General features: G+C 56.8%; 14 protein-coding genes and 2 pseudogenes. 10 read left to right on the top strand and 6 right to left on the bottom strand.

The genetic code is table 11. The features are described from left to right. The first annotated feature begins 97 nt into the window (after positions 1 to 97). A complete protein-coding gene (locus ACELLULO517_RS26575; RefSeq protein WP_227310565.1) occupies positions 98 to 1,006 on the top strand; it encodes a LysR family transcriptional regulator in 909 nt (302 codons plus the stop codon). 244 nt (positions 1,007 to 1,250) lie between these two features. Here ACELLULO517_RS26575 and ACELLULO517_RS26570 read toward each other — a convergent pair whose 3' ends face one another. Beyond that, positions 1,251 to 1,640, bottom strand: a complete 390-nt coding sequence (locus ACELLULO517_RS26570; protein ID WP_227310564.1) for a tautomerase family protein — start codon at positions 1,638 to 1,640, stop codon at positions 1,251 to 1,253. 655 nt (positions 1,641 to 2,295) lie between these two features. On the opposite strand from ACELLULO517_RS26570, the gene ACELLULO517_RS26565 reads away from it, so the two are divergent. From ACELLULO517_RS26565 to ACELLULO517_RS26530, 8 genes are all read left to right on the top strand, one after another. Continuing rightward, positions 2,296 to 3,042: an SDR family NAD(P)-dependent oxidoreductase gene (locus ACELLULO517_RS26565; RefSeq protein ID WP_227310563.1), complete on the top strand. Its 747-nt coding sequence runs from the start codon at positions 2,296 to 2,298 to the stop codon at positions 3,040 to 3,042. 25 nt (positions 3,043 to 3,067) lie between these two features. Then, positions 3,068 to 3,712, top strand: a complete 645-nt coding sequence (locus ACELLULO517_RS26560) for a glutathione S-transferase family protein (protein WP_227310562.1) — start codon at positions 3,068 to 3,070, stop codon at positions 3,710 to 3,712. 32 nt (positions 3,713 to 3,744) lie between these two features. Next, positions 3,745 to 4,590: an alpha/beta fold hydrolase gene (locus tag ACELLULO517_RS26555; protein ID WP_227310561.1), complete on the top strand. Its 846-nt coding sequence runs from the start codon at positions 3,745 to 3,747 to the stop codon at positions 4,588 to 4,590. A 70-nt stretch (positions 4,591 to 4,660) separates the two neighbouring features. Beyond that, positions 4,661 to 5,407: an SDR family NAD(P)-dependent oxidoreductase gene (locus tag ACELLULO517_RS26550; RefSeq protein WP_227310560.1), complete on the top strand. Its 747-nt coding sequence runs from the start codon at positions 4,661 to 4,663 to the stop codon at positions 5,405 to 5,407. A 68-nt stretch (positions 5,408 to 5,475) separates the two neighbouring features. Next, a complete protein-coding gene (locus tag ACELLULO517_RS26545) occupies positions 5,476 to 6,576 on the top strand; it encodes an alkene reductase (protein WP_227310559.1) in 1,101 nt (366 codons plus the stop codon). A 15-nt stretch (positions 6,577 to 6,591) separates the two neighbouring features. Continuing rightward, positions 6,592 to 6,993, top strand: coding sequence for a nuclear transport factor 2 family protein (locus ACELLULO517_RS26540; RefSeq protein WP_227310558.1), 402 nt, complete (start codon positions 6,592 to 6,594; stop codon positions 6,991 to 6,993). Between the two features lie 32 nt (positions 6,994 to 7,025). After that, the gene (locus ACELLULO517_RS26535) at positions 7,026 to 7,406 is read left to right on the top strand and encodes a DUF427 domain-containing protein (RefSeq protein WP_227310557.1); all 381 of its coding nucleotides are present in this window, start codon (positions 7,026 to 7,028) and stop codon (positions 7,404 to 7,406) included. Between the two features lie 21 nt (positions 7,407 to 7,427). Beyond that, complete coding sequence (locus ACELLULO517_RS26530) at positions 7,428 to 8,528, top strand: alkene reductase (protein WP_227310556.1); 1,101 nt, start codon at positions 7,428 to 7,430, stop codon at positions 8,526 to 8,528. Positions 8,529 to 9,052: 524 nt separating this feature from the next. Here ACELLULO517_RS26530 and ACELLULO517_RS29125 read toward each other — a convergent pair. Next, entirely contained in the window at positions 9,053 to 9,394 is a 342-nt protein-coding gene (locus ACELLULO517_RS29125) for a helix-turn-helix domain-containing protein (RefSeq protein WP_227310624.1), read from the bottom strand. Positions 9,395 to 9,523: 129 nt separating this feature from the next. Between ACELLULO517_RS29125 and ACELLULO517_RS26520 the strand changes: the two genes are divergently transcribed. Beyond that, complete coding sequence (locus ACELLULO517_RS26520; protein ID WP_227310629.1) at positions 9,524 to 9,667, top strand: hypothetical protein; 144 nt, start codon at positions 9,524 to 9,526, stop codon at positions 9,665 to 9,667. A gap of 562 nt (positions 9,668 to 10,229) precedes the next feature. Here the strand turns inward: ACELLULO517_RS26520 and ACELLULO517_RS26515 are convergent. The 4 genes and pseudogenes from ACELLULO517_RS26515 to ACELLULO517_RS26500 all read right to left on the bottom strand — a co-directional run. After that, positions 10,230 to 12,698, bottom strand: coding sequence for an ATP-binding protein (locus ACELLULO517_RS26515; protein WP_227310628.1), 2,469 nt, complete (start codon positions 12,696 to 12,698; stop codon positions 10,230 to 10,232). Positions 12,699 to 12,824: 126 nt separating this feature from the next. Next, positions 12,825 to 13,049 (bottom strand): annotated as a pseudogene (locus tag ACELLULO517_RS29120) (winged helix-turn-helix domain-containing protein); the annotation flags it as partial. A 214-nt stretch (positions 13,050 to 13,263) separates the two neighbouring features. After that, on the bottom strand, positions 13,264 to 14,097 hold the full coding sequence (locus tag ACELLULO517_RS26505) for an alpha/beta fold hydrolase (RefSeq protein WP_227310555.1): 834 nt from the start codon (positions 14,095 to 14,097) through the stop codon (positions 13,264 to 13,266). Positions 14,098 to 14,311: 214 nt separating this feature from the next. Continuing rightward, positions 14,312 to 14,652 (bottom strand): annotated as a pseudogene (locus tag ACELLULO517_RS26500) (MgtC/SapB family protein); the annotation flags it as partial. Positions 14,653 to 14,829: the final 177 nt, after the last annotated feature.

Genomic DNA, 14,829 nt, shown 5'->3' with positions numbered 1-14,829 from the left:
GGCTGGGGCGCCCCTCTTCATTACTCCGATGTCTCCATATTGAAAGGAATGGCGGGACTTTGTATGCCCGTGGCTGATACCATTGAGGCAAGAGGTCATGGAGCTAAGGCACCTTCGCTATTTTGTGGCTGTTGCGGAGGAGGGAAGCCTGACCGTTGCGGCTGAGAAGCGCCTTCATACAGCACAGCCCTCGCTCAGTCGGCAATTGAGGGACCTTGAAGAGGAGGTCGGTGCGCAGCTCTTCACGCGGAGCGCGCGAGGGATCCAGTTGACGCCCGCTGGAAAGGCCTTTCTGGAACATGCTCGCCTTGCACTGGCGCAAGCTGAAGAAGCCATACAGGCCGCCCGACGCGCCTCCCGCCCCGCCAAAGCCGTCTTTTCTGTTGGCTTCCTGACCGGCCAGGAGGTTGACTGGCTACCCCAAGTCACAAACATCTTGCGGGCTGAACTGCCACGTATCGAGTTCAAGGTTACAAGCCTCTACTCGCCGGATCTCGCCGAGGCGCTTCAGCGTGGCGAAATCGACCTTGGCTTCCTGCGGGTCGAGCCCAGGCCGGGCGTCACCTATCGAGTGATTGCTAAGGAGCCTCTGGTTGCAGTTCTCCCTAGCGACCATCGACTTGCAATTCTGAAAGAGATCGACCCTCACGATCTGGAGTCTGAGATCTTCATCGGCTTTTCTGACGTGCCGCATGTCCTGCGTGAAGTTGTCGACGACTATCTGAAGCTACACGAGGTCACCATCACGCCGAGCCATTTTATTGATAATTTCGGCACAGGCGTCTCTCTTGTCGCCTCGACCCGTGGAGTAGCGCTGCTCCCGACCTATGTCGAACCCTTGCTGCCCTGGTCCGTTGTAAGCCGTCCGCTAAAGGGTGACGCTCCGACGATTGACCTTGCCATCGGCTATCGTCAGGACAATGCCTCTCCTGTTCTGAAGGCATTTTTGGCAGGTCTCGACAAACTCATTGCAGCCGGGCCAGTTGGTGCTCGACTGAGGACCTGATGCCTCTCTGCGACTTTCTGACGTAGGAACCAACTACTTTCTCGCTCACCGTCACAGGTCATGAAGCTAAAATGGCCTAATCGCGCAGAATACGGAACATCCACAAGCGTGTTTCGTCGACTAGGCAAAATGCCTGAGGAGAAGCGAGAAATTAGACCCTCCTCAAACCATCTATCTCGTTAAAAATCGTGAAGCCAATCTTCACTTCGCCACTGACGATAAAAAATCTTCTTCAATGCCAGCGTTACAGTGCACCCGTGAGAAACTGGGCTTCACCACGTCCGAATGACCAGTCCTCGTCCGAATTTTGCACGATGGAGATAATAAGGTCAGTGGGTTCGATTTTACAGTAAAGGGCCAGATCGTCGCTCATCTGTTTGTAGAATTCTGTCTTCTCAGTGACCGAGCGAGGGCGGCTGAACATCTGAAGAATGAGCAGATTCGCCGACCGATTAAAACCTAACCCAGTATCTTCAGCTATCAGGTGCGCCATAGGCCTCTGGTTGATGATCTGGTATCGGTCTCTTGGGTGAACCTTGAACGTTCTCACCAAGACTTCGTGCGCGACGTCGGCGATATTTCTTACTTCTGGTTCAGAACGACCCTGAACGAGATTGAAAACCAACAATGGCATGACAGCTCTCTCTATTTGAATTTGGGGCGTCGCAGTATCCGCTCAATTTGAACTCTCGCAGACGGACATTAATATTTTTTCAAATCGAACTAAGGTGCTTAGTCTGATTTCTAATGACCTTTACTCGTTCATCGGGTTCAACTGCAGGCGATGGGCTCTCTTTAGTGCAGCGGACACGGATCGCTATTGGACGAGATGACTGCAATCTGCCGAAATAACGTCGTCACCTTGGGGGCGTACTGCCACTCCAGATTTGCACGTACCATCCAAAATACGAGACGGACGTCCAATCCAAATCTGAGCCTTTGTCTAATTATTCCGGAACGAAAAGCCTGAGCTCTTGGCCCTGCCTGGCCGGTTAGCTGAGGCAAACCTGCAGCGAAGGAAATGGGGGCAGAAGCCGCGCGGACGCTTTGACTGTGTCACGTAAGGCTCACACCCCTCCATGCTTTGGCTATTGACGGCTGGATAGCTGACCTCACGCCCCATGCCTCATAGGCATCGGTCACGGACTAACAAAGTCTTATCCAAGTCCTCGTAGATGCATCAGAGATTGCGTCAACGGAAAGCCGCAGATGCCGACCGCTTCACCATCGGACGCTCTCTCAATCAAATCTGAGCGGCTATTTTAACAATAGAGATCATGAGTTTAGCCATGAATAAGCAAGTCATTTTGATCACAGGCGCCTTGACCGGCATCGGCCGGGCTGTGGCTTTCGCAGCGGCCCATCAAGGCCACAAGCTGGTCATCGCTGGTCGCAATGCCGAGACGGGCGAGGCATTGGCTGCCATGCTGCGAGGTCTGGGCTCCGAGGTGGCGTTCATCCGCGCCGATGTGCGTCACGAAGAAGACGTGCGTGCGTTGGTCGATGCCACGGTCGAGCGCTTCGGCCGCATCGACGCGGCGGTGAACAATGCCGGGACGGAGGGCAGGCCGGGACCGATCAGCGAACAAACGGCGGAAAGCTACGCCGCTACTTTCGACACCAACGTTCTCGGCACGCTGCTCAGCGCGAAGCACGAGCTTCGTGTCATGCAAGCTCAGGGCTTCGGCAACGTCGTCAACGTGTCTTCCACCTATGGGCATGAAGGTGCGGCAGGTGCTTCGATCTATGCCGCAAGCAAGCACGCGGTCGAGGGACTGACGAAATCCCTGGCACTCGAGGCTGCCCCTTACGGTGTGCGGGTCAATGCCGTCGCACCTGGTCCGACCGACACGGGCATGCTGGACCGCTTCACCGGCACCGAGGAACGCAAGGCAGCCCTGGCCTCCGGCGTGCCGCTTGGACGGGTCGGTCGCCCAGAGGAGGTGGCCGCGGCCATCCTGTTCCTGGCTTCGCCCGCCGCTTCGTTTGTCACAGGTCAAATCGTCACCGCCGACGGCGGCAAAACCGCCGGTTAATCAATCTGAAAATGAGGAGGGCATCATGTCCGAAGTTTTGAAACTCCATCAGTCGAATGCGTCGCCGAATTCCCGTCGCGTCCGCATCTATCTCTCGGAACGCGGCATTCCGGCCGAACTGGTTCCCGTTGATCTTGGGTCCAAGGAACAGTTCTCCGACGCCTATGCCATGATCAATCCGCGAAAGGTCGTTCCAACCCTGGTGCTGGAAGACGGCACAGCGATCGGCGAAGTGCCAGCGATCCAGCGCTATCTGGAGGAAGCTTTCCCGGCGCATCAGCTTGGTGGCACCACACCGAAGGAGAAAGCGCTGATCGGCATGTGGGATCGGCGCATGGAACTCGAAGGCTTCGCCGCCGTGATGGAAACGGTGCGCAACGCGGCCTCCGGTCTTGCCGGGCGGGCGATCTCGGGTCCGCACTTCTATGAGCAGATTCCGGCGCTCGTCGAGCGTGGGAAAGAGCGGGTTCGTGATTTCTACGCGGATCTTGAGCAGCGACTGGCCGCAAACAACTTCGTCGCTGGCAATACGTTTTCAATCGCAGACATCACTGCGGTCGTGACTGTCGACTTTGCGACCAAGGCCCTGTCTATCGCGATCCCTGGCGAAAACGAGGCAACGCATCGGTGGTACGCCGCGGTGAGCGCTCGCCCCAGCTTCTCCGCCTGAAGACACAGTCACACATCGCACAGAGAATAGCCATGTCTCACACACATCAAACGGCACCGACGCAGTACACTGAAGCAAACGGCATTCGCTTTGCCTATCGCCGCTTCGGTAAAACAGGCGGCGTGCCGCTCGTCATGAATATGCATTTCACCGGCACCATGGATCATTGGGATCCTTTGGTGACGGATGGGCTGGCTGCAGGCAGGGAAATTATCCTCTTCAACAACGCAGGCATCTCAAGCTCGTCCGGTGACGTGCCGACGTCGATCGAAGAGATGGCGGCCAACGCCGTTGCCTTCATCCGAGCCTTAGCGCTCGATAAGGTCGACGTGCTCGGCTTCTCGCTCGGCGGATTGATTGCGCAGGAAATCACGCTTCAGGCGCCGGACCTTGTGCGCAAGCTCATTCTGGTCGGCACAGGCCCGCGCTCCGGCGACGGCATGGCAACACTGACGCCTGAGGCACAGTCGATCTTCGGTGCGACCTATAGCGAGCCAGACGAACTATGGGCGCATGTCTTCTTCACGGAATCGAAGAAGAGCCAGGCCAAGGCGCATGAGTTTCTGAAGCGCTTCCGTCTGCGCGTCGAGGGACGTGACCCCGAGGTGAGCGAGAAGGTGGCACCGGCCCAAATCGCAGCGCTCGGGAAATGGGGGGAGCCGCGTGAGAATCCGTTTGTTTATCTGAAGGCGATTACGCAACCGACCCTGGTCGTCAACGGTGACAATGACGTCATCATCTACACGTCCAACTCCGTGATCCTGCAGCAGAACATCCCGGACGCGCAGCTCATCCTCTATCCCGACGCCAATCACGGATCGCAATACCAGTATCCCGAGATCTTCGTCGCCCATGTCGGCCTGTTTCTCGACGCCTGACCTCTCTTAATTCGACACCAATCCGCGCCGGTCTTCATGACCGTGACGCATCAAGACAAGGAGTTTCATCATGACACCCTGCAACGGAAAAACTGCTCTCGTCACCGGCGGCTCGCGCGGCATTGGCCGTGCTGCGGCCCTCGCTCTCGCCAAGGCCGGTGCCCAGGTTCTGGTCCATTATGGGCGTAACGCTGCCGAAGCGCAGTCGGCCGTCGAGGAGATCCGGGCAGCCGGTGGCCGCGCCGAAGCAATCGGCGCCGACCTTGCCGCGCCCAATGGCCCGCATGAACTGGCGGCCAAGGTGCGCGAGATCGTCGGTGAGCGGCTCGATATCCTGGTTGCCAATGCCGGTATTTCGACCGGGGCGACGATCGAGGAAACGACGGTGAAGGATTTCGATGCGCAGTTTGCCGTCAATGTCCGCGCGCCGTTCTTCCTGGTGCAGCAGTTGCTGCCGATCTTGAAGGACGGCTCCAGCGTGATCTTTACGTCCTCGCTCGCGGCGCATGCGGCGGTCGGCAATCTCTCGGCCTATGCCGCGACCAAGGGCGCGATCGACACCCTGGTGAAGCATTTCGCGGCGATCCTCGGGCCGCAGGGCATTCGGGTGAATGCGGTCGCCCCCGGCGTCGTTGCGACAGATATGTCGAATTTCGCGAAGACCGATGCGGGGCGCGATTTCACGCTCGGCATCCAGGCCCTGAAGCGTGTGGCTCAGCCTGATGATATTGCGGGCGCCATTGCCTTTTTGGCCTCCGACGCCGCTCGCTGGGTTTCCGGCGATACGCTCCGTGTCGACGGCGGATCCAAACTCTAACGTTTCCATCCCACAAGGGGCCAGCGTGACCGTCATCGGCCACGCTGGCCTGTCGGAAGGCCTATCAAATGTCCAATCTCTTTTCACCCGTCACCATAGGGGCTCTCACGCTACAGCACCGCGTCATTCACGCGCCGACAACGCGCCTGCGTGCTCTGGATGACGAAACGCCAAGCCCGATGATGGTGGCGTATTATGGCCAGCGGGCGTCCCAGGGTGGCCTGATCATCACGGAGTCCGCTCACCCGTCCCATGACAGCCGCGGCTATATCGGTGCGCCCGGCATCTACACGGACGCCCATGTTGAGGGCTGGCGCCAGATTACCGATGCGGTCCACGCCAAGGGCGGTCTTATGGTCATGCAGATTGCCCATGATGGTCGTCAAAGCCATGTCGACCTCAGTGACGGCAAAGCGCCGATCGCGCCGTCGGTGGTGCCCTTCGAGGGCCAGGCCCTGACCCAGAATGGTTGGGTCCCGGTCTCTCCGCATCGTGCCGTGGACATCGCGGAAATCCCCACGCTCGTTGAAAGCTTCCGCCAAGGCGCGCTGCGCGCGAAAGACGCGGGCTTCGACGGCATCGAACTGCACAACGCGAACGGCTATCTGGCCGATACATTCCTACAGGACGGCACCAACAAGCGGACGGACGCCTATGGTGGGTCGATCGCAAACCGGATGCGCTTCTCGACGGAACTGACCGAGGCCCTGATCTCAGTCTTCGGTGCTAGCCGTGTCGGAGTCCGTGTCTCGCCGAGCGGTACATGGGGTTCAATCTCGGACAGTGATCCCGAGGCGACCTTCGGCGCCTTCGCGGGGCATCTGAACCAATACGGTCTCGCTTATCTGCATATCATCGAGCCGCGGGTAAGCGGCGTGGAGACGATCCACGAGGGCCAGGCGCCGGTCGCGTCGTCCTTCCTACGCGGCGTGTTCAAAGGGCCAATCATCGCCGCCGGTGGTTTCGACCACGACGGTGCAGAGGCTACCGTGGCACGCGGTGATGCCGATGCAATCGCTTTCGGGCGCTATTTCACATCCAATCCGGATTTGCCGCAGCGCTTCCTGAAGAACCTGCCTCTCACGCCCTACGTGCGAGAGGCATTCTGGGGTGGAGACGAGCGTCATTACACCGACTTTCCGTCCTACGACGCCGCTGTGGCGGCCTGATCGGAGACAGCAGCCATGACAATCAGCGTGACCGAAGCGAACAAAGCCTTCGTGATCCAGGCATTCGACACTTTGTTCAATAAGCGAGATTACGACACGGCCTGGCATTTCTGGTCACCTGACTACATCCAGCACAGCGCCCATATCGCGCCGGGGCGTGAAGGCCTTTTCGACTTAATTCGTTCGGTACCGAACACGCTCCGCTACGAGCATGGACTGATCCTCGCCGAAGAGAACTTCGTCATGGTTCATGGGCGTTTCTCCGGAAATGGCCGTCCGGCTGCGTGGGTTGGTGTTGATATCCTGCGCATTGAGAATGGTCTGCTCGCCGAACATTGGGACGTCTTGCAGGATGAAGCGACGCTGGCGTCCTCGGTCAGCGGCCTCCCCATGTTCGGCAGCAATTTCCCAAACTGATCGATATCCATCGACAAGCAAGGAGACGACCCTTGTCTACGAAAACGATTAAAATTCCTGGTCCTGATCATCCCATTACCATTGAGCGGAATCCAAAGCGTGTCACCGTGATGCTTGGCGGGACCGTGATTGCCGATACGACTGACGCTCTGATTCTGCGTGAAGCGCACTATCCCCCGGTCCAATACATCCCAAGGAAGGATGTTTCGATGGACGCATTGGAGCGTTCCGCCACGGAGACCTACTGCCCCTACAAGGGTGATGCGGCGTATTTCTCCATACCCGCAGGTGGCAGAGGTTCGACTGACGCAATCTGGACCTATGAGGCGCCATTCGAAGCGGTAGCGGAGATAAAAGATCATCTCGCGTTTTATCCGGAGCGCGTGGACGCGATCGAAGAAAATCCAGTTTGAGGAAATAGGAGGGTAATCGCTATGGCAACCTTACTTTCTCCGATTCAGATTGGAGCATTTGAGCTGTCTCATCGCGTCGTGCTCGCGCCACTGACCCGCATGAGGTCCAGAACCCCTGGGAACATTCCCGGCCCCATGATGGTGGATTACTACGCCAAGCGGGCAACGCTGGGCGGACTACTGATTTCAGAGGCAACCTTCATCACAAGACAGGGGAATGGTGGCTACGGCTCTCCTGGAATCGAGAATGACGAGCAGGTAGCGGGCTGGCGTAAAGTAACTGATGCCGTCCACGCGAAGGGCGCCAAAATTTTGCTGCAGCTTTGGCACGTCGGGCGCGTATCGCATTCCGACCTACAACCTGGTGGCGGGTCTCCGATAACGCCATCGAAGTCAGACTTGACCCTCAATGCGTTGCTGGAAAATGGTCCGGGACCGGTCACACCGGCTCGGGCCATCGCGACGGAGGAAATCCCGACAATCGTTGGGCAATATGCCCAGGCGGCCGTGCGGGCGAGGACTGCAGGGTTCGACGGTGTCGAAATCCATGCCGCCAATGGCTATCTCATCGACCAGTTTCTTCAAGATGGCTCTAACGAAAGAGCCGATGCCTATGGCGGCTCAATCGAGAACCGGGCGCGCTTCCTGTTCGATGTCGTGGATGCGGTCGCGGCTTACTGGGGGCCAGGGCGGACCGGTGTGCGCCTAGGGCCGAGCGGCAGTTTTAATGGTATGCATGATAGCAATCCTGAGGCTTTGTTCAGCTACGTCGCCCGCGGTTTGAAGGCACGGGGTGTTGGATACCTGCACATTATCGAACCCCGCATTGTCGGAAATACTGAAAAGGGCGATCAAACAGCGGTCGCCGCTGCTGCCCTGAAGTTCCACTTTGGTGGGCCGATTATTGCTGCGGGTGGCTTTGACCAAGCGAGTGCCGAGGCAATCATCGAAGGCGGAGATGCGGATCTAGTGGCCTTCGGTCGACACTTCATCGCTAATCCAGACTTGGTTCGGCGGTTTCGTGACGGTCTTCCACTCAATCCCTATGATCGGACAACCTTCTACTATGGTGGGTCCAAGGGATATACCGACTATCCCCTCTATGAGGAGGTCGCTGCCTAAGACCAAAATGCCTGAATATTGTCAGCAGAGCGGTCATATCCATTCCGAGATGTGCCGACAAAAATCGCGCATTCGTTCAATAAAAATTCCCAGGCGATTTTAAAATAAAATGCGCAGTCAAAGTCGGTGGAGAACCATCTTCATGCGCTGCCGATTGAAGAAAATTCCGAATCAAATTCGAGGCTGCGAACCTACCTTCAGTCGGCGCATTTTTAAGAGAAAGAACACAATGTCTCGGATTATAATTGTCGCGACACTCAGTGCCTTTGTTCTTGCAGTTCCGATGTCATTCGACTCGGCTTTTGCTCAAGTTACAGGTTCGCCTGTGGATAGCCAGGGCCATCCAACACTGGAAGGTGCTCCATATAAAAAGGCTCATAAAAGAAAGCATAAAAATTTCTACGGTAAACATTATAATGTCTACCAACACTCTCACGGAGGTCACTGACACTCTCGGAGTGTGAGCGCGGCATACAGCCAATCAGTGTGCCGCGCTTGGGGAGGTTCGCCTTGAGTTTGGCGACCTATATGCAAGCCGTCTCGAGATGGCTCGATACGCTCGGCGTATATGCAGGGGCTGAACGGTGCCGACGACGCCACGTCCCAGGGGTAGTTCCGGCATGGCTCAGAAATACACGATTGAAGTGGCTTTGATCTGCGAAACCACACCGAACGGCAATTTCTGCGAGCGTGAGTTTATCTTTCAGAAGCAGGTCTCTGGCATGTTCCACACGGCGCTGTTGAAGCCATCGATGGGGAGGAAAGCCTGTCGATTGTTTGAACGCCCGGGCAAAGTGGCTTCGGGACAGGCGACATTCTCGGGCGACGTCAGCGAAGGAGATATCCCCCTCTAACCGTGATTCCATCATTTCAGTCGCACGTTTTGTTTGCCACGGGGCCAAGCCTTGGTTCTTGGTATAGCGAGGCTGATTCAGCCCTCCGTAAATGGTTGCGACATGGGCTCTAAAAGCAAGGGAGATATAATCCAGGAAAAGATGGTTAACAGTCTCGGGGTGTTCGACGGCGGGCAGCAAGCTTTGGCCGATGTTCTTCAAGACTGCATCATCAACTGCGACGCCGTGGCGGAAATTGAGATGCGTTATAGTGGCCGCTCCGATTTCATCAGCAAACTCATCTAAGGCGGCGCGCGGCAAATCAATCCTGATACAGTCGAACGGGCTGCTCACGCAGCAAACGAGGTCTCTGCGTAAATCCAGCATACATGTTGTGCCAGCTTCATAGGGAGCTTTCGGCGTAGGCTTTCCATCGACCCAAAGCGCTCGCAGTGGAACCGACCGCAATTGAACATTTGCTGCCCAACCGTCGTCATTCGGTATCGAGATCCGCCTACCTCCGCGATTTTCATCGCATCGCAACCGTGTGATTGAAATTTGTGGGCTTTGCCGACCGTCCGGTTGGAGCGTGATGGTTGGCCCGAGATGTAGTGTTCTGGCGAGAGCCTGAGCAGAGTGGTCTGCGCTCTGGCTACTGCTCCATTGGGGCAGTGCATACGTCGTCATGGCAGATCCTTGACGTGAAATGTCACGCCAATCTGGATGAGAACCTGACGGTAGGCGTGTTTAACGATGTTGTTCTTTATGAAAGCGGAGATCACCCGTAGCTACGGCGTTTACGGTCCCACCACCGTATGACGCACCTAAGGCCGCAAAATGCTTCCGATAATCTTATCTTATCAGATAGTTAGGTTTGAGCGGTCGATACTGGCAAAGGAGGCTGCGTCGAATTTGAATGGCCCAACAGATGCTGGGCGGCGCGCAGGTCAGCGGTTCCGAAGCCCTCAGTGAAACGTTCAAAAACGGAGCGCAAGCCTCCAGCAGGGTGAGGTTGAGTTCCGCGGCGGAGGCAGGCCGTTTCCTGGCTCGTCACGATTCGAAGCTCCCAGGCGAGCGCTTGTTGACGTCGCGCGGTCGTCAGCGCTTCGTCAAGGCAGGCAGTGGCAGCTAAACTATCTGGTTGCGCCATTTCGAGTAGCATTCCCTTTAGCCGGAGCAATTCAGGGCGACACCACTGGTCACCTGTGCGGTCGCAGTGCTGCAGCGCGGTCTCCACTAGGTTTATGCCGGTCACGCTCTCACCCGCATTGAGCGCGGCCTGGGCCATCAGGCATGAGATCCAAGGTATATGCGCTCCGTGGCCGGTGCGCAGTGCTGCTGAAACCACCTCGGCGAACTGGCTAGGCGCTACGGTCGCCCCCTCCATCGCTGCAATGGCGATTTCTGCACCGTTGGCAACCTGTTGCCAGGTGGCCAAACCTCCTTGCGATGATGTCTCCTGAAGTAGCGCCAACGCACTTCTCGCTGCCTCCCACTCCCCGGCAAAGCAAGCCACCGGGATCGCCGCCTCCGCCAGAAAATAGCACAAGGTAATCACCTGCCCCTGCACAACGGCAGACTTGAGAGATTGTTCTGTTAGCTGCTTAGCGCGGTCGGGCAAGCCGACGAGCCACAATACTCTGGCAAGCGTCGCACGGACCATAAGACCCTGATCGACCTGGAAGCCTACAGTATGCCAACGTAAGTTCTCATGGTCGTAAGTCGTGGCCATTCGTTCGAGGCGTCTAAGCGCGCTCCGTTGCTTGCCTGCCATATGGAGACCCACCCCAAGCAACCTATCGGACTGCCGTCGCTTATCCTCATCCCGGATGCGAAGAGCCAAATTTCGATAGCGAACTCCAATTGAATATGCTTCGCGGGGCCGCCCACCATAGATAGCCGAAGTCCATAATCCCCAAAGCGCACGAGCTTCAAATCTGGTCTCAGACAGAGCTCTGGACAGGCTTACGACCCTTTCCCAGACTTCAACCGTTTTGGGAATCGGTCCCGGCGTGTACATCATCGCGGAACCAAGGGTCGTAAGCAGGCGCATGGAAACCGGCTCATCGACCACTTGTTGCTCCGCGAGAGCATCTAGAGCTTGCGAAGCTCGCCGTCGGCTTTCCTGAACCATCGACAAATCGAAGAGCATCGGGGCAGCGGCTGAAGCTAGCTTAATCGCCAGTTGGGTGTCGCCGCTCTCAGAAAATGCCCAATCCAAAGAAGAGCGAATATTGCCCATCTCTCTGCTGAATGTCGTGACCCATACCGCTGAAGGCGTCGTGGTCCAGTTTGCCTCTGCATCCAGCAAAATCGCGATATAATAGTGCGCATGACGTAAAAATAGCGCTTCTAGTTCGCCACTTTCTGTGAGCCGTTCAATGGCATAGTCGCGTGTCGTATCGAGTAACCGATAATGAATGCCAAGAGAGCTGACCTCGGTTGCTACGAGAGACTTGTCGACTAGATTCGTCAGACTTGCCAGAAGCGTATCATCGTCCAGGATACCGTCCGCGACGATTTTCCGGGCTGCGGATAAAGTTATGGCTCCTTTGAAGACCGCGAGACGCCGTAGAACCATGCGGTCTTGGTCCGAGGTCAAAGCATAACTCCAATCGAGAACGGAGCGCATGGTTTGATGCCGTGGAACCGCTGTGCGGCGCCCCCGTGAAAGGAGCTTGAAACGATTTTCTACTAGAGACAGCAAAGTGCGAAGGTCGAACGTTCCAGCATGACCGGCCGCGAGCTCTATCGCCAGTGCGATGCCGTCCAGGCGGGAGCATAAATCCGCAATCACGGGTGCGTCTTCATCAACCAGCCTAAACGCACTGTTCACGGCGGTCGCACGTTCGACAAAAAGTTGGACCGCTGGATAGGAAATTGCCTCCGCGGCAGTCATATTCGACTTGAGCGGTGGCATGGCTAGAGATGGAAGGTTGAGAACCCACTCGCCTTCAGCTCTCAATCTTTCGCGGCTTGTGGCGAGGATATGCAACCCACTGCTGCATCGCAGGAGTTGCTCAGCGAGTACATTGGTTCCGTCTATTACCCGCTCGCAATTGTCGAGGATGATCAAAGCCCGTCGGTTGGCGAGCTTGGCAAGGACACCTGGGGTCGGATCGTCCGCGAACGTCGAAATTCCTAGTGAGACGCCGACAGCGGCTGGCACTCTGCCAGGATCATCTAACACAGCCAAATCGACAAAGAAGATTCCGTCGGGATAAACGGATGTCACTGCTCCTGCCACTGCAAGGGCCACGGCCGTTTTACCGATACCGCCTGGGCCAAGAAGGGTTACGAACCGCCGCGATGCTAGTTGAGCCACCACAGCGGCCACAATTTCCTCACGACCGATTAGGTGATCAAGAGGGAATGGAACAGCGGACGCTACCGACCGAGGTTGAGGCGCTTGAGGGGCTTGCACGGAGTTTGTGTCATCGACGGGGCAGACAAAACGATAGCCGCGCCCCGGCACAGTTACCATAAATGCTCCGCCCTTCTGTGTTTCACCAAGGGCTCGTCGAAGCAGAGAGATGTGTACGCGAAGGTTAACCTCATCAACAGTCGTGTCTGGCCAAACGCGGGATATGAGTTCGTCCTTGCTAACGAGCTCGCCTGGGCGTTCCAGGAAGGCGAAGAGCAAATCTAGTGCCCGACTTCCCAACCGCACGGGCTCATTACCAAGCATCAACCTCTGTTGTGCGGGAAAGCACGTGAATGGACCAAATTTTATAGTCCGCTCAGACATTGTTCGGAGCAACCTCTCGGCGAGCGGTGATTTGCCGCGCCGTTCTGTGTGAATTGGAACCCGGGCTTCAACTAGGCTCGAACAAGCTAATTTCGAAACATTTCTCTACAACGCATCTCTGAAAGACCTTCCAGCACGTCCTCTTGCCTTCAGGCTAGAAGTCACCCTGATCGGCATCGATAAAGGCGAAGAGATCTTCGTTCAACTTCTCCTTATGTGTCAGCCAAATAGCCTGCGGCGCATCATTGTAGACCGCCAATACCGCATGCGGAATGGCCTTCTTCAACTCAAGGCCCGCGTCTGTTTCGCCCAAAAAGCTTCGGCCGCCGTGCATTATCAGCGTCGGTAAGTCAAAGCGCTGAAAATCTGCACTGAAATCAGCTTCGCAGAGAGCCGTGATTGAGTCGTAGGTCGCCCGCGGCGAAGCTTGGACAGCCATAGCAAAGGTCCACTCAAGGACGCCTGCCGGAACAACTGCGCCGATCTGCGGCGCTCGATATAGGCCGTGACCGTAATTAGACAGAAAGCTCTGTCGATTTTCGGCGATCGATGCGCGCACTTGGTCAAACATCGCTTTTTCTACGCCACTGAGATTTGCCGCAGTTCGAAGGGGATTTGGCGGCAATCCGCCGATCAAAACGGTCTTAGCCAGTCGGCCCGACCCATGCCTGCCGATATATCGGGCGACGTCCCCGCATCCCGTATATGAACCAATCAAGACACCGTCGATGACATCCAGGGATTGCATCAAAGACGCTAGATCGTCGGCAAACGTGTCGTAGTCGTAGCCGCGCCAAGGCTGGCTGGAGCGGCCAAAGCCGCGACGATCATAAGCGATGCAACGGCACCCTCGATCGGCAAGGTATGTCATTTGATATTCCCACATATCGCTGCTCAGCGGCCATTCGTGGGCGAAGATCACAGGTCTTCCAGTTCCCCAGTCTTTGAAAAACAGTTCCGTGCCATCACGAGTGATGTGTGTATTCATAGAGGCTCCATCTTCTCGGGGCGCGTGTCGTTAGACCGGATTTCAGAAAGCTCGGCCACTAAGGTGGAGGCCGGATGTTATTCTCCTGTCTTGGACAATTTGATCATTTCCCGGCCAGGCAAGCGGTGGGCGCGGGAGGAACCACCAAGCTAATGCCCGACGCCAAAGACGAGTTTGCCATGGCTATACTCGCGCGGATCTTGAGATTGCTGCATGCTGAGAAGGGCAATCGAATCATGGCTCTCACCCAAACAGACGCTGCCGTCGCGAGACTGCGCACCACGTCACGGCGCATGAAGATGACCCCGGCGCCCACGAAGCCGATGCCGGAGACAACCTGGGCGGCCACACGGGAGGGGTCCAGACGACACGATAGGTCTCGATGACGTCCATGAAGCCGTATTTCGAGACGAGCATGAACAGAGCGGCCGCCACGCCAACCAGCGTAAAGGTCGGAAGACCGGCGTTTTTCTGCCGGATCTCGCGCTCGAGCCCGATCAGCGCGGAGAGGACGAAGGCGAGGCCGAATTTCCGACAGAATAAAGTCAAATACACCGAGCAAAACCGCTCGCGATCCCTTTAACTGACGCTCGGCCAGTTCACCGCTCAATCAGCCTAGCCTAGCCTAGCCTAGAGGGTGTCATGCACCTTGCATGAGTATCGCAGCTTGTTTGAGCATATATCCGACGAAGGCAATGACGTGGAATCCGGCCAAGGTGGTCGCAACGCGTT

Source organism: Acidisoma cellulosilyticum (genome assembly GCF_020621385.1).
In the GTDB taxonomy this organism is placed as follows: domain Bacteria; phylum Pseudomonadota; class Alphaproteobacteria; order Acetobacterales; family Acetobacteraceae; genus Acidisoma; species Acidisoma cellulosilyticum.
Note: the sequence above shows the minus strand (reverse complement) of the source record. Positions and strands in the feature narration are given on the sequence as shown.

What these genes read in the sequence shown, in the direction of transcription:
- ACELLULO517_RS26575 (WP_227310565.1), top strand. Translation starts at nt 98, where the DNA reads ATGGAGCTAAGGCACCTTCGCTATTTTGTGGCTGTTGCGGAGGAGGGA.
- ACELLULO517_RS26570 (WP_227310564.1), bottom strand. Translation starts at nt 1,640, where the DNA reads ATGCCATTGTTGGTTTTCAATCTCGTTCAGGGTCGTTCTGAACCAGAA.
- ACELLULO517_RS26565 (WP_227310563.1), top strand. Translation starts at nt 2,296, where the DNA reads ATGAATAAGCAAGTCATTTTGATCACAGGCGCCTTGACCGGCATCGGC.
- ACELLULO517_RS26560 (WP_227310562.1), top strand. Translation starts at nt 3,068, where the DNA reads ATGTCCGAAGTTTTGAAACTCCATCAGTCGAATGCGTCGCCGAATTCC.
- ACELLULO517_RS26555 (WP_227310561.1), top strand. Translation starts at nt 3,745, where the DNA reads ATGTCTCACACACATCAAACGGCACCGACGCAGTACACTGAAGCAAAC.
- ACELLULO517_RS26550 (WP_227310560.1), top strand. Translation starts at nt 4,661, where the DNA reads ATGACACCCTGCAACGGAAAAACTGCTCTCGTCACCGGCGGCTCGCGC.
- ACELLULO517_RS26545 (WP_227310559.1), top strand. Translation starts at nt 5,476, where the DNA reads ATGTCCAATCTCTTTTCACCCGTCACCATAGGGGCTCTCACGCTACAG.
- ACELLULO517_RS26540 (WP_227310558.1), top strand. Translation starts at nt 6,592, where the DNA reads ATGACAATCAGCGTGACCGAAGCGAACAAAGCCTTCGTGATCCAGGCA.
- ACELLULO517_RS26530 (WP_227310556.1), top strand. Translation starts at nt 7,428, where the DNA reads ATGGCAACCTTACTTTCTCCGATTCAGATTGGAGCATTTGAGCTGTCT.
- ACELLULO517_RS29125 (WP_227310624.1), bottom strand. Translation starts at nt 9,394, where the DNA reads ATGGAATCACGGTTAGAGGGGGATATCTCCTTCGCTGACGTCGCCCGA.
- ACELLULO517_RS26520 (WP_227310629.1), top strand. Translation starts at nt 9,524, where the DNA reads ATGGTTAACAGTCTCGGGGTGTTCGACGGCGGGCAGCAAGCTTTGGCC.
- ACELLULO517_RS26505 (WP_227310555.1), bottom strand. Translation starts at nt 14,097, where the DNA reads ATGAATACACACATCACTCGTGATGGCACGGAACTGTTTTTCAAAGAC.